Source organism: Modestobacter versicolor (genome assembly GCF_014195485.1).
In the GTDB taxonomy this organism is placed as follows: Bacteria; Actinomycetota; Actinomycetes; order Mycobacteriales; family Geodermatophilaceae; genus Modestobacter; species Modestobacter versicolor.
The window spans coordinates 2,994,639-3,017,573 of the sequence record NZ_JACIBU010000001.1 but is presented as its reverse complement, the minus strand read 5'-3'; the positions used below and the strand labels follow the sequence as shown (position 1 = coordinate 3,017,573).

Sequence of the window (22,935 nt, the reverse complement as noted above, 5' to 3'; positions counted from 1 at the left end):
CTGGGCGTGGACATCGGCGCCCGCCAGCCACGGGGCCACGAGACCGTCGAGGTACCGGGACTCGGACCCGTGGGTCTCGCGGCGAGTTCCATCGCATGACGCCGGAGGTCTCTCACCGCTAAGAGGCCTTCTCCGGTAGCGTCCCGCGGGGTGAACCCCCGGCACGTCTCCCTGCGCAGTGGCGTCTACGCCGACTCCGTCCGGTTGATGCAGGTCAGCCGCGAGATCGGCGACCGGCCCGGCGTCAGCGCCGTGCTGGTCGCGATGGCGACGCCGCTGAACCTCGAGCTCGCCGCCGGCATGGGCCTCGCCCCGGACGGCGACCCCAAGCCCGACCAGCTGCTCATCGCGCTCACCGCCACCGACGACGCCGAGCTGACCGCCGCGGTCGCCGCCGTCGAGGCCGCCCTGGCCCACCGCGAGAAGGCCGGCGACGCGCAGACCATCCCGCCCCGCACCATCGGCGCCGGCCTGGTCGACGCCCCCGATCCCACCCTGGCGATCATCAGCGTCCCGGGCCCGTACGCGGCCGCCGAGGCCGCCGACGCGATCGCCGCCGGCCGCTCGGTGCTGGTGTTCAGCGACGGCGTACCGGTCGAGCAGGAGATCGCGCTCAAGCAGGCGGCCCACGACGCCGGCGTGCTGGTCATGGGGCCCGACTGCGGCACCGCGATCGTCTCCGGCGTCGCGCTCGGCTTCGCCAACGTCGTCCGGCGCGGCCCGGTCGGCCTGGTCGCCGCGAGCGGCACCGGCGCCCAGCAGGTCAGCAGCCTGCTGGACGCAGCCGGCGTCGGCGTCTCCCACGTGCTCGGCGTCGGTGGCCGCGACCTCTCCGCCGCCGTCGGCGGGCTGGCCACCCTGGACGCCCTCGCCGCGCTCGACGCCGACCCGGCCACCGAGCGGGTGCTGCTGGTCTCCAAGCCCCCGGCGCCGGACGTCGCCGAGCGGGTGCAGCAGGCGGCGGCCGGGCTGTCCGTGCCGGTCCGCTCCGCCGTCCTCAGCGCCGAGCAGCCCGACCTCACCGCCGCGGTCGAGGCCCTGCTGGGCGACCTGGGCGTCGCCGTCCCGGAGTGGCCGAGCCGTCCGGGCACCGCCGACGCCGTCCCGCCCGGTGCCGTGCTCAAGGGGTTCTACTCCGGCGGCACCCTCGCCGACGAGGCCATGCTCATCGCGGCACCCGTGCTGGGCGACATCCGGTCGAACACCCCGCTGCGCCCCGAGCTCGACCTGGGCACCGACCTGCGGGCACGCGGCCACGTGGTCATCGACTTCGGCGACGACGCGCTGACCGTGGGCCGCGCGCACCCGATGATCGACCCGACGTTGCGGCTGGAGGCGATCAGCAACCTCGCCGCCGGCCGCGAGCCCGCCGTCCTGCTGCTCGACGTCGTCCTGGGCCACGGCTCGGACCCCGACCCGGCGCACAGCCTGGTGCCCGCGCTGCGGGCGGCCGGCCTGCCCGCCGTCGTCGCGCTGGTCGGCACCGAGGCCGACCCGCAGGGCTGGTCCCGCCAGGCCGACGCCCTCGCCGAGGCCGGCGCCGCGGTCTTCGCGAGCAACGCCGCCGCCGCCCGGTACGCCCTGTCGCTGATCGGAGAGAGCGATGTCTGAGCCCCTCGGCGGTCTGCTCGCCGCCCCGCCGTCGATCGTCGCCGCCGGGGTGGAGGTCTTCTCCGCCGCGCTGCGCGACCAGGGCACGGCGGTCACCCACGTCGACTGGCGCCCGCCGGGCTTCGGCAGCGCCGACGACCTCGCCCAGCTCGCGCTCGACCCGCGGCGCGCCCCGGCCAACCGGGTCGCCGTGGAGCGGGTGCTCGCGGCGGGCTCGGTGCTGGTCGACGTCCGGCCGGCCCGCGAGGTGCTCGACCTGCCCGACCGGCTGCTGCTGCACTCCGGACCGCCGCTGACCTGGGAGAACGCGTCCGGCCCGATGCGCGGCGCGCTCATCGGCGCCTGCCTCTTCGAGGGCTGGGCCACCGACGTCGAGGACGCCGAACGGGTGCTCGCCGCCGGGGAGGTCGCCCTCGACCCGTGCCACCACCACCGCACCGTCGGGCCGATGGCCGGGGTGACCAGCCCGTCGATGTGGATGTGGTGCCTGCAGGACCCCGCCACCGGGGCGCAGGCCTGGTGCAACCTCAACGAGGGCCTGGGCAAGGTGCTGCGGATGGGCGCCTTCAACGAGGAGGTGCTGACCCGGCTGGCCTGGATGCGCGACGTCCTCGGGCCGGTGCTGCAGCAGGCCGTGCGCTCGCGCACCGAGCCGCTGGACGTGAAGGCGATCCTGGCCCAGATGCTGCAGATGGGCGACGAGGGGCACAACCGCAACCGCGCAGGCTCGCTCATGGCGCTGCGCGAGCTCTCCCCGTCGATCGTCGCCGTCGACGCCCCGTCGTCCGACATCGCCGAGGTGCTGCGCTTCATCGGCGGCAACGAGCACTTCTTCCTCAACCTCGGCATGCCCACCGCCAAGCTCGCCATGGACGCCGCCCGCGGCGTGCCCGGCTCGACGATGCTCACCGTGATGTCGCGCAACGGCACGGAGTTCGGCATCCAGACCGCCGGCACCGGCGACCGCTGGTTCACCGGGCCGGCCAACACCCCGGTCGGGCTGTTCCTCGGCGACTACGGCCCCGAGGACGCCAACCCCGACATCGGCGACTCCGCGATCATGGAGACCTACGGCGTCGGCGGGTTCTCCATGGCCGCCGCCCCGGCGATCGTCCGGTTCGTCGGCGGCACCGTCCCCGACGCGCTGGCCACCACCGAGCGGATGTACCAGCTGACGCTGGCCGAGAACCCGGCCATGCAGATCCCGATCATGGGCTTCCGCGGGTCACCGACCGGGATCGACGTCCTCAAGGTCGCCCGCACCGGCTGGCTGCCGCAGATCAACACCGGGATGGCCGGCCGGGTCGCCGGCACCGGTCAGGTCGGTGCGGGCCTGGTGCAGCCGCCGCAGCAGTGCTTCGAGCAGGCGCTGGCCGCCCTCGCCGAGGAGTCCCGCGCCGCCTCCTGACCCCGGAGATGGCCATCTTCGGGGTGCGGGGGTGCGAGCTCGGCCACCGGGTAGTGCGGCGTGACGACGTCGACGGAGGGGGACCCCATGGCCAGCTGCGAGGTCTGCGGCAACGACTACCGGCTCAGCTTCGAGGTGCGCACCGCGGGGGTGTCGCACACCTTCGACAGCTTCGAGTGCGCCATCCACGCGCTGGCACCGGTCTGCGAGCACTGCGGCGTGAAGGTGGTCGGGCACGGCGTCGAGGCCGACGGCGTCTTCTTCTGCTGCGCCTCGTGCGCCCGCATGCACGGCGAGCCGGAGAGCGCCGCGCAGCTCGTCGACCACGCGGGGCGCGCGCCCGACGAGCGGTGAGCCCGGGGCCGCCCAGCCCGACGTGCCCCACAGGGCATCGCCAGCGACGGATGGGAGGATCTGCCTGACCACGTGGCAGCGCCGCCGACCAGGGCGACGGGGGCGTGCGCCAACGGGGGTGTGGCACTGGACGGGCGTCTGGCCGAACTGGTCCCGGTGCAGCCGTGGACCGAGCTGCAGCGGATGACCCTCGGCCACGACTGGGCGAGCACCCCGCTCGGCCCCGCCCAGCAGTGGTCGGACACCCTCCGGGCCGTCGTCGGCACCTGCCTGAACTCGCGCTTCCCGATGCTGCTCATCTGGGGCCCCGAGCTGGTCATGGTCTACAACGACGCCTACGCCCCGCTGCTGGGTGCGCGGCACCCGTACGCGCTCGGTCGCTCCCTCTCCGACGTCTGGGCCGACATCTGGCCGACGCTCCGCGGCATGGTCGAGCAGGTCCACGCCGGGGCGCCGACGTTCAGCGAGGACCTCCTGCTCCTCACCAGCCGGCACGGGTTCGACGAGGAGACGTTCTTCACCTTCTCCTTCAGCCCGGTCGTGGAGCCCGGCGGCCGGGTGGCCGGCATCCTGGACACGGTCGTCGAGACCACGCAGCGGGTCCTGGCTGCCCGGCGGATGGCTGTACTGCAGCAGCTGGGGAGCCTGCCCCGGTCGGTGCACGGCAGCGTGACCGACGCGTGCGCCGCGGCGCTGGACGTGCTCGCGGACGCCCGGGACGACTCGCCGTTCGGGCTGGTGTACCTGCTGGAGCCGGACGGGCACACCCTGACCATGGTGGCCGGCTACGGCACGGGCCCGTCGGTCGAGGTGGGTGCCGACGCCTTCCCCGCACAGGCGCGGGAGGCGATCGCGACGCGCTCGATGGTCATCACGACCGGCCTGGCGGCGGCCATGCCCGGGCTGACGCGGTCGGGGGCCAGCCCCGTCGGCGACGCGGACGTCGACACCGCGGTCGTGCTGCCGCTGACCGTCGCGGGGCAGGGCGCCCCCATCGGCGCGATCGTGCTCGGGGCGAGCCCGCACCTGCGGCTCGACGAGGAGTACCGGGTCTTCCTCACCCTGGCGGCCGGGCAGGTGGCTGCCGCGGTGTCCGATGCGCAGGCGGTGCTGGCCGAGCGCCGGCGCTCGGCGGAGCGGGCCGAGTTCGACAACGCCCGCGCCCAGTTCTTCACCGAGGTCGCCGTCACCCTCCAGCGCGCCGTGCTCGGGCCCACGGTGCTGCCCGAGGGCTTCGCCGTCCACTACGAACCGGCCAGCGGCACCCTCGAGGTGGGGGGCGACTGGTACGACGTCGTCGACCTGCCCGGCGGGCGGTACGGCGTGGTCGTCGGGGACGTCGTCGGGCGCGGGCTGCCGGCGGCCGCCGTCATGGGCCAGCTGCGCAGCGCCATCCGCGCGCTGCTGCTGGAGAGCCACTCGCCGGGGCACGTCCTGGGTGCTCTCGACCGGTTCGCCGAGCTGGTGCCCGGCGCCACCTGCAGCACCGTGTTCTGCGCCGTCATCGACCCGGCCGCCGGCACCCTGCGCTACAGCAGCGCCGGGCACGTGCCGGCGATCGTCGTCGACCGCGACGGCAGCTCCCGCTTCCTCACCGCCGCCGGGTCGCTGCCGCTCGCGGTGGTCGACGACCTGGTGCGGCCGGAGCGGGACGTCGACCTGGCCCCGGGATCGACCCTGCTGCTCTACACCGACGGCCTCGTCGAGCGGCGCGACGAGGACCTCGACCAGGGCATGGCCCGGGCGGCGGAGGCGGTCTGCGAGGGGCGGGCCCTCGCCCCTTCGGCCCTCGCCGACCTGCTCACCGACCAGCTGCTGGCCGACGCCCCGGACGACGACGTCGCCTTCCTGGTCTACCGCGCCCCGGGCTGAGCCGGCACCGCGGTGGGCAGCCGGACGGCGAGCAGCGCCACGTCGTCGTCCACCCGACCGCCCAGCTCCGCCAGCAGCTCGTCGCACCGCCGGTCCAGCGGCTCGCCGCCGGTGGCCTCCCACGCGCCGGCCAGCCAGGCGAACCCGTCGTCCAGCGGGGCACCGCGCCGCTCCACCAGCCCGTCGGTGTAGAGGAGCAGCGTGTCGCCGGGGAGCAGCGGCAGCTCGTGGTCGGTTCGGTGCGCGCCCGGGGCCACACCCAGCACCCGCTCGGGCGTGCGGGCCAGCAGTTCGACGCCGCCGCCGGCGCGGGCCAGCAGCGGCGGCGGGTGGCCGGCGTTGGACCAGCGCAGCACCGCGCCGTCCGCGTCCCGGTCGACGGCGGCCACGACGACGGTGACCAGGGTGTGCAGCCCGAGGTCGGTCAGCACCTGGTCCAGGGTGTCCAGCACGGTGGCGGGGGAGCCCCCGGTGGCCTGGGCGATGGCGCGCAGCATCCCGCGCACCTGGGCCATCGTCGCCGCGGCCGGGGCGTCGTGGCCGGCCACGTCGCCGATGACCAGCATGGTGGTCCCCTCGGGCAGGGTGAACGCGTCGTACCAGTCGCCGCCGACCTGGGCGTGCCGGCTGGCCGGCAGGTAGCGCACCGTCGACTCCAGCGGCGCCACCTGCGGCGGGTCGCCGAGCAGGCTCAGCTGCAACGACTCGGCGGTCGCCAGCACGGCCTCGGTGGCCGCGGCCTCGGCGCGGAGCTCGGCGAGCCGGGTCTCCCGGCGCAGCCGCAGCGTGCAGGCGGCGACCGCGAGCGCCGTCGCCACGGTGATCCCCAGCAGCCTGATGGTCTGGGCGGTCACCCGGGCGTCGCTGTACTGGTCGTCGTAGAGGCCGATGAGGACGGCAGCGGTGAAACCGAGGAGCCCGTAGCCGATCGTGGCCCTGCGTCCCAGCGCGGTCGCGGCCAGCAGCGGCGGCATGGTCAGCAGCCCGATCACCGACTGGCCGCGCCCGACGAGCAGGTCGGCGAGGACGATCGCCGCCAGCACAGCTGCGGGCATCACCCGCTGCAGCCGCCTCGACCTGCTCACCGCTGTGCTCCTCGTCCGGCCGGGCGCGGGCCACCCCCGGACCCGCTGACAACCTAGAGGAACCACCCGCTCACGCTGGTGTGGCGCAACGGAACACCGCACCACCCGCCCGCCTTGCACCCCCACGTGCACATCGACCTCACCGGCAAGCGCGCCCTCGTCACCGGCTCCTCGCAGGGCATCGGGCTGGCCATCGCTACCGGCCTCGCCCGGGCCGGCGCCTCCGTCGTCCTCACCGGCCGCGACCCCGGCAGGCTCGAGGCCGCGGCGGCCGGGATCGACGGGGAGGTCACCACCGTGGCCGGCGACGTCGTCAGCGACGAGGGGACGGCGGCGCTGCTGGCGGCCGTGCCCGACGTCGACGTCCTGGTCAACAACCTGGGCATCTTCGGCGCGCAGCCCGCCCTGGAGATCACCGACGACGAGTGGCGCCCCTACTTCGAGACCAACGTGCTGACCGCCGTCCGGCTGACCCGGGCCTACCTGCCCGGCATGCGGGACCGGGGCTGGGGGCGCGTCCAGTACATCGCCAGCGACTCCGCCGTCGTCGTCCCCGCCGAGATGATCCACTACGGGATGTCCAAGACCGCACTGCTCGCGGTCTCCCGCGGGTTCGCCAAGGAGGCGGCCGGTTCCGGGGTGACGGTGAACTCGGTGATCGCCGGCCCGACCCACACCGGTGGTGTGGAGGACTTCGTCCGCTCCCTCGTCGGCGACGAGCTGGCCTGGGACGAGGCCCAGCACGAGTTCATGCGGCTGCACCGCCCGCAGTCGCTGCTGCAGCGGCTGATCGAGCCGGAGGAGATCGCGAACATGTGCGTCTACCTGGCCAGCCCGCTGGCGTCGGCGACCACCGGCGGCGCGCTGCGGGTGGACGGCGGGTACGTCGACGCGATCCTGCCCTGACGGTGTGACGCGGGTCGTCGTCTGGGCGGCCGTCGCGGGGTACCGAGGGTGGGTCGTCCCCGATCCTCCGGAGGTCCCCCTGATGCCCAGCGTCTACACCGCCGTCGCCACCGCCACCGGTGACGGCCGCAACGGCCACACCCGCTCGTCCGACGGGCTCATCGACCTCGACCTCGCGACGCCCAAGGAGATGGGCGGCGAGGGTGGCGCCACCAACCCCGAGCAGCTCTTCGCCGCCGGCTACGCGGCCTGCTTCCTGTCCGCGCTGAAGCTGGTGGCCCGCAAGCAGAAGGCGCCGATCGTCGACGCCGGGGTCACCGCCGAGGTGGGCATCGGCCCGGACGGTTCCGGGGGCTTCGGGCTGGAGATCACCCTGCACGTCGAGCTCGGCGGCATCGACCAGCCGACGGCGGAGCAGCTGGTGGCGGCCGCGCACCAGGTCTGCCCGTACTCCAACGCCACCCGCGGCAACGTCCCGGTGACCCTGGAGACGACCGTCGCCTGAGGCAACACGGCGGCAACGTCGGGACGGCAGGCTGCGCGCATGAGCTTCGCCGTCCCGGTCGTCGACGTCTCCGCCTACGTGCGCGACGGGTCACCCGGGGAACGCGCCGCCGTCGCCGCCGCCCTGGACGAGGCCTGCCGCACGGTCGGCTTCATCCAGGTGGTCGGTCACGGCGTGCCGGCCGCGGTCGCCGACGGCCTGGCCGGGGCGATGGACGCGTTCTTCGCCCAGCCGCTCGAGGTGAAGAACGCCTGGCGCACCCCGCCCGAGGTCAACCGCGGCTACAGCCCGCCGAAGAGCGAGTCGCTGTCGCTGTCCCTCGGGGTCGAGGCCGCCACCCGGATGAACGACTTCTTCGAGGCGTTCAACGTCGGCGCCTCCCAGGCGAGCTACCCGCACGCCCCGGGCCTGCCCCAGCCCGACTACGCGGAGAACACCTGGCCCGACGTCGCCGGCTTCCGGCCCGCCGTCGAGGCCTGGTCCGCCGAGGCCGGCCGGGTCGCGCGCACGCTCACCCGGGTCTTCGCCGACGCGCTGGGCCTGGCACCGGACTTCTTCGCGCGGATCACCGACCACTCGCTCGACGTGCTCCGGATGAACAACTACGCGCTGCCCGAGGGCACCGTGCGGCTGGACGGCGACCTCACCGGGATGGGCGAGCACACCGACTACGGGATCGTCACCGTGCTGTGGGCCGACCAGGTGGCCGGCCTGCAGGTGCTCGGTACGGACGGCGGCTGGCACGACGTCGTGCCCGCGGACGGCGCGCTGCTGGTCAACCTGGGCGACGTCACCGCCCGGCTGACCAACGAGCGGTGGATGTCGACCCTGCACCGGGTGAAGCCGCCGATCATCGACGGCACGATCCAGCGGCGCCGGTCGGCCGCCTTCTTCCACGACGGGGACGTCGAGGCGGTCGTCGCCCCGCTGCCGGAGTGCCTCGCGCCCGGCGAGGAGCCGCGGTACCTGCCGGTGACGATCGGGGAGCACATCGCGGCGAAGCTGCGCGGCTCGCGGGCCGGCGTGGTCAACACCGCCGCCGACCGGGAGGCCGCCCGGGTGCTCGCCGCCCGCCGCTGACCGCCCGGGTGGTGCCGCTACCCGGTTGACCTGGACCGATAGGTTCGGGCCGACGATCACCGCCGGGTCACGGGGACTGCTGGAGGCTGGCCATGCCGCGCGAGGAGCCCACCGGACCGACCCTGCCCCCGCGGCTGGACCCGCGGCGGGACCCGCGGGCCGGACGCAGCGCCGCGCACGCCGCCCGGTCCCGGCCGGGCACGCCCCGGAGGCTGGTCGTGGCGGTCCGGGCGCTGTCCGGCGTCCTCGCCGTGCTGGTGCTCGCCGGCAGCGGGTGGGGCTGGTACCTGGCGCGGGTGGCCGACGCGAGCGTCGGCCGCACCGACGCCATCCCGGCCGACGGCAACACCGACGCGTCGGGCGACGACCACGCCGGGCAGGCGATGAACCTGCTGCTGGTGGGCCGTGACTCCCGCGCCGGGCTGACCCCCGAGCAGGTCCAGGAGTTCAACACCGGCGACCCGGACGGGCTGCTCAACACCGACACGATGATCCTGGCGCACATCCCGGCCGACGGGTCGGCGGCGGCCTTCGTCTCCATCCCCCGCGACCTCTACGTGTCGATCCCCGGGTACGGGGAGGCGAAGCTGAACTCCGCCTTCGGCCGCGGCTACAACGACGCCAGCGGGTCGGAGGCGGACAAGCAGGCAGCCGGCGCCCAGCTGCTGATCCAGACCATCAGCGGCGCCACCGGCGTGCAGATCGACCACTACGCCGAGGTCAACCTGCTCGGCTTCATCAACATCAGCTCGATCGTCGGCGGCGTGGAGGTGAACCTGTGCAACGCGACCTCGGACGTGAACTCCGGGGCGGACTTCCAGGCAGGCGTCCAGACGATCAGCGGTGCCGATGCGCTCGAGTTCGTCCGGCAGCGTGACGGTCTGCCGCGCACGGACATCGACCGGCAGGTCCGCCAGCAGGTGTTCCTGGCGGGTCTGATCCGCAACGTGCTCTCGTCGGGCGTGCTGCTCAACCCGGTCAAGCAGCGTCAGGTCATCGAGCAGGTCGGCGACAGCGTCACCGTCGACGAGGGGCTGAGCCTGCTGGACCTGGCCGCGCAGATGCAGGCCGTGCAGCCCGGCGCCATCACCTTCCAGACCATCCCCGGGCTCAAGGACGCCCGGGAGGACGCCGGCCTGGTGCTGGAGCCGGCCGACCCCGACGCGCTGAAGGCCTTCTTCGCCTCGCTCAGCGCTGACCCCGAGCCGGCCGACGCGGCACCGGCGGTCGAGGCCGCCGACCCCGGCGACGTCACGGTGAGCGTCCTCAACGGCTCCGGGGTGGCCGGCGCCGCCGCGACCACCGCCGACGAGCTCAGCGCCGCCGGGTTCGTCGCCAGCAGCGGGGGCAACGCCGACGCCGCCGACGTCACCACGATCAGCGCGGCCGCCGGCGACGAGGCGCTGGCCGCCGCGGTCGCCGCGCAGGTGCCCGGCGCCGCGGTGACCGTGGACGACGCGCTGCCCCAGGGCACCGTGCAGCTCGTGCTGGGCTCGGACTTCACCGGCGTCGGCGTGGCCGTCACGCCGCCCGTCGCCACCCCGACCGACGGCACCTACGCCACCAGCGAGCGCACCGCGGAGGACACCAGCTGCATCGCCTGACGCCGGCCGGGCGCAGCCCGGCCGGCGTCCTCCCGGCTACGCCGTGACGATGGCGGCGACCGGGCCGCCGCCGGAGGGGCCCTGGTGCACCGCGGCCACCGACACGAACACCGCCGGGTCGCCGGTCACCGACGCGGCGACGCCGCCCACGGTCGCCTTGATTTGCCGGTGCCAGAAGACGTCGGAGTCGTCGAGCATCGCGTTGCGCCGGCCGCGCACGTAGCCGGTCGGGTCGGCCTCGCACTTGAGGAAGACGTTGACCAGCTTGTCGCCCAGGTCGCTGGTGCGCGGCCGCTCGGGCAGGTCGAGCCCGGCGTTGCGGATGGCGTCCCAGATGCCGTCCTGGTCCAGCGCGTCCTTCATCACCGAGTGGCCGATCCGGTAGGCGCCGCCGTGCCCGCGGGCGTTGCCGACGACGACGATCTGCGCCCGGTCCAGCTCCACGCCGGACGAGCAGGACGCGACCGCGCTGAACAGCGAGAAGTCGCGCATGACCTGCTTCTGCTCCGGCATCTCGATCTCGCCGAGCGCCAGCGCGATGCCCAGGGCGGTGGTGCCGTTGGAGAGGTCCATCGAGCCGTGCGGCTCGTCGTAGTACGTCTCCTGGCCGCGGGACTTGGCCTCGCGGATTGTCTCGATGGTCAGCAGCGGCGTCTTGGTCTGCACGTAGTGGACGTCGGCGGGGTCGGTGATGCCGGCCTCGGCCATCGCCCGGCGCACGCCCTCGGCGACCTTCTCGACCATGGTGAGCCGGCCGATGTCCTCGGGCAGCAGCACCTCGCTCATCGCGAACCCGACGGTCAGCCGCGGCTCGTCGGTCTTCTCGACCGAGTCCTCGGGCAGCGTGGCGAAGATGGTGGCGTGCGGGCTGATGACGCCGTCCGTGCCGCCGGACCAGACGATCGGGATCTCGCCGACCTCCTCCTTGCTGCGCGACCCCTTCTCCAGCAGCACCTCGCGGAACGCGCGGTCGGCGATGATCCGGGTGTAGTCGTTGACCCCGCCGTTGCCCTCGGTCTTGCCGATGACGGCGACGACCCGGTCGGCGTCCATGACGCCGGAGTCGATGAGCTCGGCGAGCTCGGAGGCGTCGCTGACGTTGTGCAGCGGGACCTTGCGGACCTCGATCGGTGCAGGCACTGGTTCTTCCTTCTACTCGGCGGTGAGGACGGTGCCGACGTCGTCACCGCTGACGGCGTCGGAGATGTGCTCCAGGGACGTGATGACGGCGCGGGTGCCCCCGGACTCGACGAAGCGCAGCACGGCCTCGACCTTCGGGCCCATCGAGCCGCGCGCGAACTGGCCGGCCGCCGCGAGCCCGCGCAGCTCGGCGGCGGTCACCCGGCCCAGCGGACGGGCGGTCGGCGTGCCGAAGTCGACCATGACGTGCGCGACGTCGGTGGCGATGACGAGGGTGTCGGCGCCCAGCTCGGAGGCGAGCAGCGCGGCGGTGAGGTCCTTGTCGATGACGGCCTCGATGCCGCGCAGCGCGGTCGCGTCGCCCGCGTGGTCGCGGCCGTCGTCCACCACCGGGACGCCGCCACCCCCGGCGCACACGACGACGAAGCCCGCCGCGCTCAGCGCCGCGATCGCGGGTGCGTCGACCACCGACCGCGGCTCGGGCGAGGCGACGACCCGCCGCCAGCCGCGGTCGCCGCGGTCCTCCCAGCGCTGGCCCAGGGCGATGAACCGCTGGGCTTCCTCGCGGGGCAGGTAGCGGCCGACGGGCTTGGTGGGGTCGGTGAACCCGGGGTCGGCCGGGTCGACCAGGGTGCGGGTGACGAGGGCGGCGGTGCGCTGGCCCAGACCCCGGGCGGCGAGCGCGGCGTCCAGCTCGTCGGCGAGGGTGAAGCCGATGGTGGCCTGGGTCTGGGCCACGTTCCAGTCCAGCGGGACCGGCGGCACCTCGTGGGCGGCCAGCTCGTTCTTGACCAGCAGGTTCCCGACCTGCGGGCCGTTGCCGTGGGTGAGCACGACCTCTGTCCCGGTGCCGACGACGGCGGCGACGTGCTGTGCGGCCTGCGCGATCGCGTCCCGCTGGGCGCCGGGGGTGGCCGACCCGTCGGGGCCGGTCATGGCGTTGCCCCCGAGCGCGATGACGACGCGGCGGGGGAGGGTCATCGCACGACCCTAGCGGCAAACTGCCTTAGCGGTGAAGTACCCGCAGGCGCACCTCGGGGTCAGGCGGCGGCAGCCTCGACCCGCTGGCCCACGGTCGGGCGCTCGGCGAGGCGCAGCACCCGCACCTCGTCCGCCGGGGCGTCCGCGGCGGCCCAGGTGTCGGCGAGGTGGGCGATCCGGTCGAGCGCCTCGTCGTGCAGGCCGGCGACTGCCTCGAGGCCCGCGGCGAGCGCGACCCCGGCCGGGGTCTCCTCGGCTGCGAGCACGACGTCGTCGGTGGTTGCGGGAGTGGTCATGGGTCCTTCATCGGCGGTGCACCACCGAGTCGGTACCCACTGGTTCCGGAAAGTCCGGAACTCGGGGGTCAGGCGTACTGGCGCTCCGCCGGGACGGCGAACTCGTCGGTCACCGCGGCCGCCACGTTCCCGGCCGGCTCCGGGTCGACCGGGGCGGCGACGTTCGTCGTCGCCCGCCGCGGGCGCGGCAGCAGGGCCGGCAGCTCGACCTGCGGCAGCACGAGGACGTCGTCGTCCTCGTCGTCCTCGCCGTACTGCTCGTCCTCGTCGTCGACCACGGACCAGGTGGCCGGGTCCTGGTAGGTCAGCGGTTCCTCGTCCACGGCCGGCGCGTCCTCGGCCGGCCGGTCCCACGTCTCCGCGAGGGAGGCGATCGTGGCCATCGCCTCGTCGTGCAGCTGCTGCACGAGCCGGTGGCCCGCGGACGCCACGGCGTCGGTGGAGAAGGTGCCGTCGAAGAGGAGCTGAGCCGTCACGCCTGCTGTCATCGGCAGCCGACCGGCCGACCGTGACGGAACGGTCCCAGACCCGGGTGTGGCGCTCGTCTCAGCGACGCCAGAAGTCGAACCGGTCGCGGCCCGGCCGGAAGCCGGCCTGCTCGACGACGTCGACCGCGAGGTCGAACCGCTGCCCGACCAGGTGCGGCTGGTGCCCGTCGCTGCCGAAGCTGACCGCGTCGCCGCCCTCCTCGCGGTACCAGCGCAGCAGGTCGACCGACCACAGCGGGCTGGTCGTGTTGACCTCCAGCGCCCGGCCGCTGCCGGCCAGCGCCCGGAACACCGCGCGGTACTCCTCCTCGAAGGTCGCCTCCGGGTAGAGGTCGCGCCCACCGGGCCAGTAGCGGCGCGGGTAGTCGCAGTGCGCCAGCACCTGGAAGACGTCGCTGGTCTCGATCATCGCGACCATCTCGGTGAGGTAGCGGCGCATCGTCGCCACGACGTCCACCCCCGGCACGTGCAGCAGCCGGTTCACGCCCATCAGCCGGCCGTCGACCGGCAGCGAGTGCAGCGAGCCGAGGACCCGGTCGACCGGGCTGGCGGAGAGGTGGGCCGCCACGCTCGCGCCGAACAGGTGCGGCTCGCCGGCCTCGACCCCCGACCAGACCCGCAGCTGCGGGAAACGCTGCCGGGCCTCCCAGATGGTCTCGGCGTAGAGGTCGACGTCGATCGGCAGCTGGTTGGCGGGGTGGCGGTCGGTCAGGCCCTGCGCGGTCGCCCGGTCCGCGGCGTCCCAGACGGTGAAGTCCAGGTGCTCGGTGAAGGCGATGGCCGGCAGGCCGATCTCGACGGCGCGCTCGCAGGCGCGGAGGAGCGAGGCCCGTGGGCCGGTGTCCCACGAGAACTCGGAGTGCACGTGGTTGTCCGGCGGCAGCATCGGATCCCATCCAACCGGTCGTCCACAGCCGCCGCACGCCGGGCCCCCGATGTCGGTGCCGCCGCCTACGGTCGGGGGCATGAGCACCGCTGTGGAGACCGGCTTCGTCGAGGGCACCGCCGACGAGGCGCTCGCCGTGCTGCGCGAGCTCACCGGCCGCCCCGACGCCGTCTTCCGCGAGGGGCAGGACGACGCGGTCGCCGCGCTGGTCGAGCGGCAGCAGCGCGCGCTGGTCGTGCAGCGCACCGGCTGGGGGAAGTCCGCCGTCTACTTCGTCTCCACCGCGCTCCTCCGCCGTCGCGGCAAGGGGCCGACGCTGCTGGTGAGCCCGCTGCTGGCGCTGATGCGCGACCAGGTGGCCGCCGCGGCGCGGGCCGGGATCAAGGCGGTGGAGATCTCCAGCTCCAACGTCACCGAGTGGGACGACATCAACGCCCGGCTCGCCGCCGACGACGTCGACGTCCTGCTGGTGTCCCCGGAGCGGCTGACCAACCCGCGGTTCCGCGACGAGCAGCTGCCCGCCCTGGTGTCCCGGTGCGGGCTGCTGGTGGTCGACGAGGCGCACTGCGTGTCCGACTGGGGCCACGACTTCCGGCCCGACTACCGGCGCATCCGCGACCTGCTCGGTCAGCTGCCGGCCGGCACCCCGGTGCTCGCGACGACGGCGACGGCCAACGAGCGCGTGGTCGCCGACGTCGCCGAGCAGCTGGGCGCCGGCGGCGTGCAGGTCACCACGGTGCGCGGTCCGCTGGCCCGCGACTCGCTGCGGCTCGGCGTCCTGCGGCTGGACACCGACCGGGCCCGGCTGGCCTGGCTCGCCGCGCACCTGGAGTCGCTGCCGGGCAGCGGCATCGTCTACACGCTGACGGTGGCCGCGGCCGAGGAGACGGCGGCCCTGCTGCGCGACTCCGGGCACGAGGTGCGCGCCTACACCGGCCGGCTCGACGACGCCGACCGCAAGGACGCCGAGGAGGCCCTGCGGGAGAACCGGGTGAAGGCGCTGGTCGCGACCTCGGCGCTGGGCATGGGCTTCGACAAGCCCGACCTGGGCTTCGTCGTCCACCTGGGGGCGCCGTCGTCCCCGGTCAGCTACTACCAGCAGGTCGGTCGCGCCGGCCGCGCCGTCGAGCACGCCGACGTCCTGCTGCTGCCGGGCCCGGAGGACCTCGCGATCTGGCAGTGGTTCGCCACGTCGTCCATGCCCCGGGAGGACCACGCTGCCGCGGTGCTCACCGCGATGGCCGACGGCAAGGCCTGGTCGGTCGCCCGGCTGGAGACGGTCGCCGACGTCCGGCGGTCCCGGCTGGAGCTGTTGCTCAAGGTGCTCGCCGTCGACGGTGCGGTCGAGCGGGTGCAGGGCGGCTGGCGGTCGACCGGCGTCCCGTGGGTGTACGACGCCGACCGGTACGCCCGGGTCACCGCCACCCGGGAGGCCGAGCAGCGGGCGATGATCACCTACGCCCGGCCGGTCGAGTCGGCGGAGTGCCGGATGGCGTTCCTCCAGGAGGCGCTGGACGACCCGACGGCGGCGCCCTGCGGCCGCTGCGACGTCTGCGCCGGCCCCTGGTACGCCACCGACATCCCGGCCGGTGCGGCGCAGGCGGCCTCGGCCCGGCTCGACCGCCCCGGCGTGGAGCTGGCCCCGCGCGCGCAGTGGCCCACCGGTGCCGACCGGCTGGGCGTGCAGGTGAAGGGCAAGATCCCCGCCACCGAGTCCGTGGAGACCGGCCGGGCCGTGGCCAGGCTCACCGACCTCGGCTGGGGCCAGCGGCTGCGCACCCTGCTCGGGGACGACGGCGTGGGCGGTGTGGCCACCCTGGCCGAGGACCTCGAGGCCCCGCCGCTGGAGGAGGACCCGGACGCCGCGCTGGAGGTCTCGCACCGGGTCATCCGCCCGGGCGTCACCTCGGACGCCCCTCCGGACGAGGAGCTGGTGAAGGCCTGCGCCCGGGTGCTGGGTGCCTGGGACTGGGCCCAGCGTCCCGGTGCCGTGGTGGCCATGCCGTCGCGGCGCCGGCCCGCGCTGGTCACCGGGGTGGCCGAGGCGCTCTCCCGGTTGGGGCGGCTCCCGTACCTGGGCCAGCTGGAGCTGGCGCACGGTGGGCCCACCGGCGGCCCCGGGGGCAACAGCGCCTTCCGGCTGGCCGGGGTGTGGCAGCGGATCGTGGTCGGTCCGGAGCTGCGGGATCGCCTCGCGGAGCTGGGTGACGCCCCGGTCCTGCTCGTCGACGACCTGGCCGACTCGCGCTGGACGATGACCGTCGCCGGCCGTGAGCTGCGCCTGGCCGGGGCCGGCTCGGTGCTGCCGTTCGTGCTGGCCCTCTCGGCGTAGGAGGGTTGTCCACAGGTTTTCGAACACCTGTGCGAAACCTGCGGTAGCGTCCTGCCATGTCGCTCGCGCACCAGCCGTCCATGTGGGACGTCGCCGAGGAGGCCGCGCTCACCCCGCTGGCCGGCCGGGTCACCCGGCACCACCTGTCCCGTGGCGCCTGGGTCGACCACCTCCCTGGCTGGGTGGAGGGCTCCGACCTGGTGCTCGACGTGCTGCTCGGCGACATCGGCTGGCGGGAGGACCGCCGGCAGATGTACGACCGCGAGGTGGCCGTCCCGCGGCTGCTCCGGTGGTACGGCGGTGACGAGGTGCTCCCGCACCCGATGCTGACCGAGGCCCGCCGCGACCTCAACGCGCACTACGGGCCCGAGCTCGGCGAGCCCTTCGTCACCGCGGGCATGTGCCTGTACCGCGACGGCCGGGACAGCGTCGCCTGGCACGGCGACCGGATCGGTCGCAGCCGCACCGAGGACACGATGGTCGCCATCGTGTCCTTCGGGTCACCGCGTCCGCTGCTGCTCCGCCCGATGGGTGGGGGCGAGAGCCTCCGCTTCCCGCTCGGGCACGGCGACCTGGTCGTGATGGGCGGCTCGTGCCAGCGCACGTGGGAGCACTGCATCCCGAAGACGACGAAGCCGGTGGGTCCCCGGGTGAGCGTCCAGTTCCGCCCCCGAGGGGTGGCCTGAGCCGCGTCCTGCCAGCTCAGCGCGGCTGTCGAGGGTTCTCGAGAGGGTCGCCGGGGACCCCCCTGCAGAGCCCCTCTGAGTGCGTGTATCGTTCTCCATGCACCGAGCGAGAACGGACCGGGCCGCAAGGCCTGGGAAACCGCCGGACGAACCCCCGTGGTTCGACTGCTGCGGAACTCGGTGTAGAGTGGGAATCACCGCCACGAAGAACGGCCGAGCAATCGGTCGGGGAACGTGCGCGTCCGCTCCTTGAGAACTCAACAGCGTGCCGAAAGTCAGTGCCAAGTAACAAATCCCCATTCGGCGTCTTCGGATGTCGTTGGGTTCCTTTGGTTGATTGAACGAGAGTGCCAACTCTCGGTCTCAGCCTGTGATCAAATCATCTACGGAGAGTTTGATCCTGGCTCAGGACGAACGCTGGCGGCGTGCTTAACACATGCAAGTCGAGCGAGGCCCTCCTTCGGGGGGTGCCCTAGCGGCGAACGGGTGAGTAACACGTGGGCAACCTGCCCTCAGCTCTGGGATAACTCCAAGAAATTGGTGCTAATACCGGATGTGACCGCTGACCGCATGGTCTGGTGGTGGAAAGATTCATCGGCTGAGGATGGGCCCGCGGCCTATCAGCTTGTTGGTGGGGTCACGGCCCACCAAGGCGACGACGGGTAGCCGGCCTGAGAGGGTGACCGGCCACACTGGGACTGAGACACGGCCCAGACTCCTACGGGAGGCAGCAGTGGGGAATATTGCGCAATGGGCGAAAGCCTGACGCAGCGACGCCGCGTGAGGGATGACGGCCTTCGGGTTGTAAACCTCTTTCAGTAGGGACGAAGCGAAAGTGACGGTACCTACAGAAGAAGCACCGGCCAACTACGTGCCAGCAGCCGCGGTAATACGTAGGGTGCAAGCGTTGTCCGGAATTATTGGGCGTAAAGAGCTCGTAGGCGGTCTGTCACGTCGGCTGTGAAAACCCGAGGCTCAACCTCGGGCCTGCAGTCGATACGGGCAAACTAGAGTACTGCAGGGGAGACTGGAATTCCTGGTGTAGCGGTGAAATGCGCAGATATCAGGAGGAACACCGGTGGCGAAGGCGGGTCTCTGGGCAGTAACTGACGCTGAGGAGCGAAAGCGTGGGGAGCGAACAGGATTAGATACCCTGGTAGTCCACGCCGTAAACGTTGGGCGCTAGGTGTGGGGGCCATTCCACGGTCTCCGTGCCGCAGCTAACGCATTAAGCGCCCCGCCTGGGGAGTACGGCCGCAAGGCTAAAACTCAAAGGAATTGACGGGGGCCCGCACAAGCGGCGGAGCATGTTGCTTAATTCGATGCAACGCGAAGAACCTTACCTAGGCTTGACATGCACGGAAATCTGTCAGAGATGGCAGGTCCTTTATCGGGTCGTGCACAGGTGGTGCATGGTTGTCGTCAGCTCGTGTCGTGAGATGTTGGGTTAAGTCCCGCAACGAGCGCAACCCTCGTCCTATGTTGCCAGCACGTTATGGTGGGGACTCATAGGAGACTGCCGGGGTCAACTCGGAGGAAGGTGGGGATGACGTCAAATCATCATGCCCCTTATGTCTAGGGCTGCAAACATGCTACAATGGCCGGTACAAAGGGCTGCGATACCGCGAGGTGGAGCGAATCCCAAAAAGCCGGTCTCAGTTCGGATTGGGGTCTGCAACTCGACCCCATGAAGTTGGAGTCGCTAGTAATCGCAGATCAGCAACGCTGCGGTGAATACGTTCCCGGGCCTTGTACACACCGCCCGTCACGTCACGAAAGTCGGTAACGCCCGAAGCCGGTGGCCCAACCCTTGTGGAGGGAGCCGTCGAAGGCGGGATCGGCGATTGGGACGAAGTCGTAACAAGGTAGCCGTACCGGAAGGTGCGGCTGGATCACCTCCTTTCTAAGGAGCACTGGCCGGCCATTGCACGGGGTTCCTCGTGGTGGTTGGTCCAGAGCCGTGCACGGACCGTGATGCTCGCCCAATTTCGGGTGGGTGCGGGTGTTCGTGACGGAGCTCGAGGGTGGAACGCTGACCAGTTCGGCTGGTGACCTGGTGTCGCTGCTAGTACGGCCTGCCCTTCTGGGGTGGGTGTGGAACGCGGTGGTGGTGGGGGGCTGGTCGTAGGCACGCTGTTGGGTCCTGAGGGAACGGGCCGCCTCCGCTGCTTGCGTGGTGGGAGTGGGTGTTTCTTCTCGGAGGGCTTCATGCTCGTCGTACCGCCCGGTGTGCCTGGAAGGGTTGTCATCGGGGTCTGGCGGTGGGGGATGTGGAGTGACTTTCCGTACTTTGAGAACTGCACAGTGGACGCGAGCATCTAGCAAGTTTGTAGGTATGTATCTGGATATCTGCGCTGATCCATGAACGTCTCCGGGTCCGGTCATCTGGCTCTCCTTGTGGGGGTGGTGGTTGGGCTCGTTGTGTTGTGGGTGGGCGTGGGTGTTTGTGTGGTCAAGTTGTTAAGGGCACACGGTGGATGCCTGGGCACCAGGAGCCGATGAAGGACGTAGGAGGCTGCGATAAGCCTCGGGGAGCTGTCAACCGAGCGTTGATCCGAGGATTTCCGAATGGGGGAACCCCGCACCAGTCATGTGGTGTGACCCGCGCCTGAACACATAGGGCGTGTGGAGGGAACGTGGGGAAGTGAAACATCTCAGTACCCACAGGAAGAGAAAACAACCGTGATTCCGTGAGTAGTGGCGAGCGAAAGCGGATGAGGCTAAACCGATCGCATGTCAAGCCGGCAGGCGTTGTGTGGTCGGGGTCGTGGGACGATTCAGTGCCTTCTGCCGAGGGTGCAGGGAGTCAGAAAGTCTTGTGTTAGTGGAAGGCCTCTGGAAGGGGTCGCCGTAGAGGGTGAGAGCCCCGTACACGAAAACACAAGGCCTCCCGAGTTGTATCCCAAGTAGCACCGAGCCCGTGAAATTCGGTGTGAATCTGGCGGGACCACCCGCTAAGCCTAAATACTCCCTGGTGACCGATAGCGGACAAGTACCGTGAGGGAAAGGTGAAAAGTACCCCGGGAGGGGAGTGAAATAGTACCTGAAACCGTGTGCCTACAAGCCGTGAGAGCCTTATGCGCACTTGTGCGTGGGGGTGATTGCGTGCCTTTTGAAGAATGAGCCTGCGAGTTAGCGGTACGTGGCGAGGTTAACCCGTGTGGGGTAGCCGTAGCGAAAGCGAGTCCGAACAGGGCGGCACAGTCGCGTGCTCTAGACCCGAAGCCGAGTGATCTACCCATGGCCAGGTTGAAGCGCGGGTAAGACCGCGTGGAGGACCGAACCCACTTCAGTTGAAAATGGAGGGGATGAGCTGTGGGTAGGGGTGAAAGGCCAATCAAACTCGGTGATAGCTGGTTCTCCCCGAAATGCATTTAGGTGCAGCGTCACGCGTTTCTTGCCGGAGGTAGAGCACTGGATGGCCTAGGGGGCCCACAAGCTTACTGAAGTCAACCAAACTCCGAATGCCGGTAAGTGAGAGCGTGGCAGTGAGACTGCGGGCGATAAGGTTCGTAGTCGAGAGGGAAACAGCCCAGATCATCAGCTAAGGCCCCTAAGCGTGTGCTAAGTGGAAAAGGATGTGGGATCGCAGTGACAACCAGGAGGTTGGCTTAGAAGCAGCCACCCTTGAAAGAGTGCGTAATAGCTCACTGGTCAAGTGGTTCCGCGCCGACAATGTAGCGGGGCTCAAGCACACCGCCGAAGCTGTGGCATTCACATGAACCCGTCGTCGCCTTCGGGTGGCGGCCAGGTGTGTGGATGGGTAGGGGAGCGTCGTGTGGCGATTGAAGCGGCGGAGTGATCCAGCCGTGGACGCCACACGAGTGAGAATGCAGGCATGAGTAGCGAAAGGGGAGTGAGAAACTCCCCCGCCGGATGACCAAGGGTTCCTGGGCCAGGCTAATCCGCCCAGGGTGAGTCGGGACCTAAGGCGAGGCCGACAGGCGTAGTCGATGGACAACGGGTTGATATTCCCGTACCCGCGAAAGAACGCCCATGCTGAACCCAGCGATACTAACCGCCCAAAGCCGGTGACTGACCTTCGGGTCTGATCCGGGGGAGCGCGGGACCTGGACTGGTAGTAGGCAAGCGATGGGGTGACGCAGGAAGGTAGTCCTACCGGTGAGTGGTAGTACCGGTGCAAGGGTGTGGCCCGTCCGATAGGTAAATCCGTCGGACACGAGGGTGAGGCCTGACGCATAGCCGAATGAGGCGAATTGGATGATCCTATGCTGCCGAGAAAAGCCTCTAGCGAGTTCTTAGCGGCCCGTACCCCAAACCAACTCAGGTGGTCAGGTAGAGAATACCAAGGCGATCGAGCGAACTGTGGTTAAGGAACTCGGCAAAATGCCCCCGTAACTTCGGGAGAAGGGGGGCCATTCACTGTCATCACCCTTGCGGTGGGCAGCGGTGGGTGGCCGCAGAGACCAGTGAGAAGCGACTGTTTACTAAAAACACAGGTCCGTGCGAAGTCGAAAGACGATGTATACGGACTGACGCCTGCCCGGTGCTGGAACGTTAAGGGGACGGGTTAGCTCTTCGGGGCGAAGCTCAGAACTCAAGCGCCAGTAAACGGCGGTGGTAACTATAACCATCCTAAGGTAGCGAAATTCCTTGTCGGGTAAGTTCCGACCTGCACGAATGGCGTAACGACTTCTCAGCTGTCTCAACCACAGGCTCGGCGAAATTGCACTACGAGTAAAGATGCTCGTTACGCGCGGCAGGACGGAAAGACCCCGGGACCTTCACTATAGCTTGATATTGGTGTTCGGTTCGGCTTGTGTAGGATAGGTGGGAGACTGTGAAGCGGGCACGCCAGTGTTCGTGGAGTCATCGTTGAAATACCACTCTGGTCGAATTGGATGTCTAACCTCGGTCCGTGATCCGGATCAGGGACAGTGTCAGGTGGGTAGTTTAACTGGGGCGGTTGCCTCCCAAAATGTAACGGAGGCGCCCAAAGGTTCCCTCAGCCTGGTTGGCAATCAGGTGTCGAGTGCAAGTGCACAAGGGAGCTTGACTGCGAGACCGACGGGTCGAGCAGGAGCGAAAGCTGGGACTAGTGACCCGGCACCGGCATGTGGAAGCGGTGTCGCTCAACGGATAAAAGGTACCCCGGGGATAACAGGCTGATCTTCCCCAAGAGTCCATATCGACGGGATGGTTTGGCACCTCGATGTCGGCTCGTCGCATCCTGGGGCTGGAGTAGGTCCCAAGGGTTGGGCTGTTCGCCCATTAAAGCGGTACGCGAGCTGGGTTTAGAACGTCGTGAGACAGTTCGGTCCCTATCCGCCGCGCGCGTAAGAGACTTGAGAAGAGCTGTCCCTAGTACGAGAGGACCGGGACGGACGAACCTCTGGTGTGCCAGTTGTTCCGCCAGGAGCACTGCTGGTTGGCTACGTTCGGCAGGGATAACCGCTGAAAGCATCTAAGCGGGAAGCTCGCTTCAAGATGAGGTCTCTCACCGGGTCAACCGGGTAAGGCCCCCGCCCAGACCAGCGGGTTGATAGGCCGGAGGTGGAAGCGCAGCAATGCGTGGAGCTGACCGGTACTAATAGGCCGAGGGCTTGACCACACATCATCCAGCTATGTGTTTGTCTCGCGTCCACTGTGTGGTTCTGAACGTACGGAACCCACCCCCCCTGATTCACCACCAGAGCTTTGTGTTCTGGTCGCGTGGGTCGGGTGTGGGGGTGGGGGACAA

16 protein-coding genes and 2 rRNA genes are annotated in these 22,935 nt (G+C 70.7%); 12 read left to right on the top strand and 6 right to left on the bottom strand.

The window, feature by feature from the left end; genetic code table 11:
* The first annotated feature begins 150 nt into the window (after positions 1 to 150).
* The 4 genes from FHX36_RS14700 (at position 151) to FHX36_RS14685 (ending at position 5,245) form a co-directional block, all read left to right on the top strand.
* Complete coding sequence (locus FHX36_RS14700) at positions 151 to 1,611, top strand: AllF/FdrA family protein (protein ID WP_183513855.1); 1,461 nt, start codon at positions 151 to 153, stop codon at positions 1,609 to 1,611.
* Positions 1,604 to 3,019 (top strand): YlbE family protein, encoded by a 1,416-nt coding sequence (locus FHX36_RS14695; protein ID WP_110553045.1) that lies wholly within the window; start codon positions 1,604 to 1,606, stop codon positions 3,017 to 3,019. Before FHX36_RS14700 ends, FHX36_RS14695 begins: the two co-directional genes overlap by 8 nt.
* 87 nt (positions 3,020 to 3,106) lie before the next feature.
* Complete coding sequence (locus FHX36_RS14690) at positions 3,107 to 3,373, top strand: hypothetical protein (protein WP_110553046.1); 267 nt, start codon at positions 3,107 to 3,109, stop codon at positions 3,371 to 3,373.
* Positions 3,374 to 3,529: 156 nt separating this feature from the next.
* Complete coding sequence (locus FHX36_RS14685; RefSeq protein WP_146251647.1) at positions 3,530 to 5,245, top strand: SpoIIE family protein phosphatase; 1,716 nt, start codon at positions 3,530 to 3,532, stop codon at positions 5,243 to 5,245.
* On the opposite strand, the gene FHX36_RS14680 is transcribed toward FHX36_RS14685, so the two are convergent.
* Positions 5,227 to 6,330 (bottom strand): PP2C family protein-serine/threonine phosphatase, encoded by a 1,104-nt coding sequence (locus FHX36_RS14680; protein ID WP_258372866.1) that lies wholly within the window; start codon positions 6,328 to 6,330, stop codon positions 5,227 to 5,229. The genes FHX36_RS14685 and FHX36_RS14680 overlap by 19 nt on opposite strands.
* Before the next feature lie 126 nt (positions 6,331 to 6,456).
* Here FHX36_RS14680 and FHX36_RS14675 point away from each other — a divergent pair, with 126 nt between their 5' ends.
* The 4 genes from FHX36_RS14675 (at position 6,457) to FHX36_RS14660 (ending at position 10,425) form a co-directional block, all read left to right on the top strand.
* Positions 6,457 to 7,236 (top strand): SDR family NAD(P)-dependent oxidoreductase, encoded by a 780-nt coding sequence (locus FHX36_RS14675; protein WP_110553048.1) that lies wholly within the window; start codon positions 6,457 to 6,459, stop codon positions 7,234 to 7,236.
* A gap of 82 nt (positions 7,237 to 7,318) precedes the next feature.
* On the top strand, positions 7,319 to 7,741 hold the full coding sequence (locus tag FHX36_RS14670) for an organic hydroperoxide resistance protein (protein WP_110553049.1): 423 nt from the start codon (positions 7,319 to 7,321) through the stop codon (positions 7,739 to 7,741).
* Between the two features lie 39 nt (positions 7,742 to 7,780).
* On the top strand, positions 7,781 to 8,821 hold the full coding sequence (locus tag FHX36_RS14665; protein ID WP_110553050.1) for an isopenicillin N synthase family dioxygenase: 1,041 nt from the start codon (positions 7,781 to 7,783) through the stop codon (positions 8,819 to 8,821).
* 92 nt (positions 8,822 to 8,913) lie between these two features.
* Entirely contained in the window at positions 8,914 to 10,425 is a 1,512-nt protein-coding gene (locus tag FHX36_RS14660; protein ID WP_183513854.1) for an LCP family protein, read from the top strand.
* Between the two features lie 36 nt (positions 10,426 to 10,461).
* Here FHX36_RS14660 and bar read toward each other — a convergent pair whose 3' ends face one another.
* The 5 genes from bar to FHX36_RS14635 all read right to left on the bottom strand — a co-directional run bounded on the left by bar (position 10,462) and on the right by FHX36_RS14635 (position 14,216).
* Positions 10,462 to 11,565, bottom strand: a complete 1,104-nt coding sequence (gene bar, locus FHX36_RS14655) for a barbiturase (RefSeq protein ID WP_110553385.1) — start codon at positions 11,563 to 11,565, stop codon at positions 10,462 to 10,464.
* Positions 11,566 to 11,577: 12 nt separating this feature from the next.
* Positions 11,578 to 12,546: a carbamate kinase gene (locus tag FHX36_RS14650; RefSeq protein ID WP_110553386.1), complete on the bottom strand. Its 969-nt coding sequence runs from the start codon at positions 12,544 to 12,546 to the stop codon at positions 11,578 to 11,580.
* 59 nt (positions 12,547 to 12,605) lie between these two features.
* Positions 12,606 to 12,842: a hypothetical protein gene (locus tag FHX36_RS14645; RefSeq protein WP_110553387.1), complete on the bottom strand. Its 237-nt coding sequence runs from the start codon at positions 12,840 to 12,842 to the stop codon at positions 12,606 to 12,608.
* 68 nt (positions 12,843 to 12,910) lie between these two features.
* Positions 12,911 to 13,318 (bottom strand): hypothetical protein, encoded by a 408-nt coding sequence (locus FHX36_RS14640; RefSeq protein WP_110553388.1) that lies wholly within the window; start codon positions 13,316 to 13,318, stop codon positions 12,911 to 12,913.
* A 70-nt stretch (positions 13,319 to 13,388) separates the two neighbouring features.
* Positions 13,389 to 14,216 (bottom strand): PHP domain-containing protein, encoded by an 828-nt coding sequence (locus FHX36_RS14635; protein ID WP_110553389.1) that lies wholly within the window; start codon positions 14,214 to 14,216, stop codon positions 13,389 to 13,391.
* 79 nt (positions 14,217 to 14,295) lie between these two features.
* Between FHX36_RS14635 and FHX36_RS14630 the strand changes: the two genes are divergently transcribed.
* The 4 genes from FHX36_RS14630 (at position 14,296) to FHX36_RS14615 (ending at position 22,806) form a co-directional block, all read left to right on the top strand.
* Positions 14,296 to 16,548 (top strand): RecQ family ATP-dependent DNA helicase, encoded by a 2,253-nt coding sequence (locus FHX36_RS14630; RefSeq protein ID WP_110553390.1) that lies wholly within the window; start codon positions 14,296 to 14,298, stop codon positions 16,546 to 16,548.
* A 56-nt stretch (positions 16,549 to 16,604) separates the two neighbouring features.
* A complete protein-coding gene (locus FHX36_RS14625) occupies positions 16,605 to 17,234 on the top strand; it encodes an alpha-ketoglutarate-dependent dioxygenase AlkB (RefSeq protein ID WP_110553391.1) in 630 nt (209 codons plus the stop codon).
* A gap of 382 nt (positions 17,235 to 17,616) precedes the next feature.
* Positions 17,617 to 19,137, top strand: a 16S ribosomal RNA gene (locus tag FHX36_RS14620).
* Between the two features lie 547 nt (positions 19,138 to 19,684).
* A 23S ribosomal RNA gene (locus FHX36_RS14615) occupies positions 19,685 to 22,806 on the top strand.
* Together the 16S and 23S rRNA genes form the textbook arrangement of a ribosomal RNA operon.
* The last annotated feature ends 129 nt before the right edge of the window (positions 22,807 to 22,935 follow it).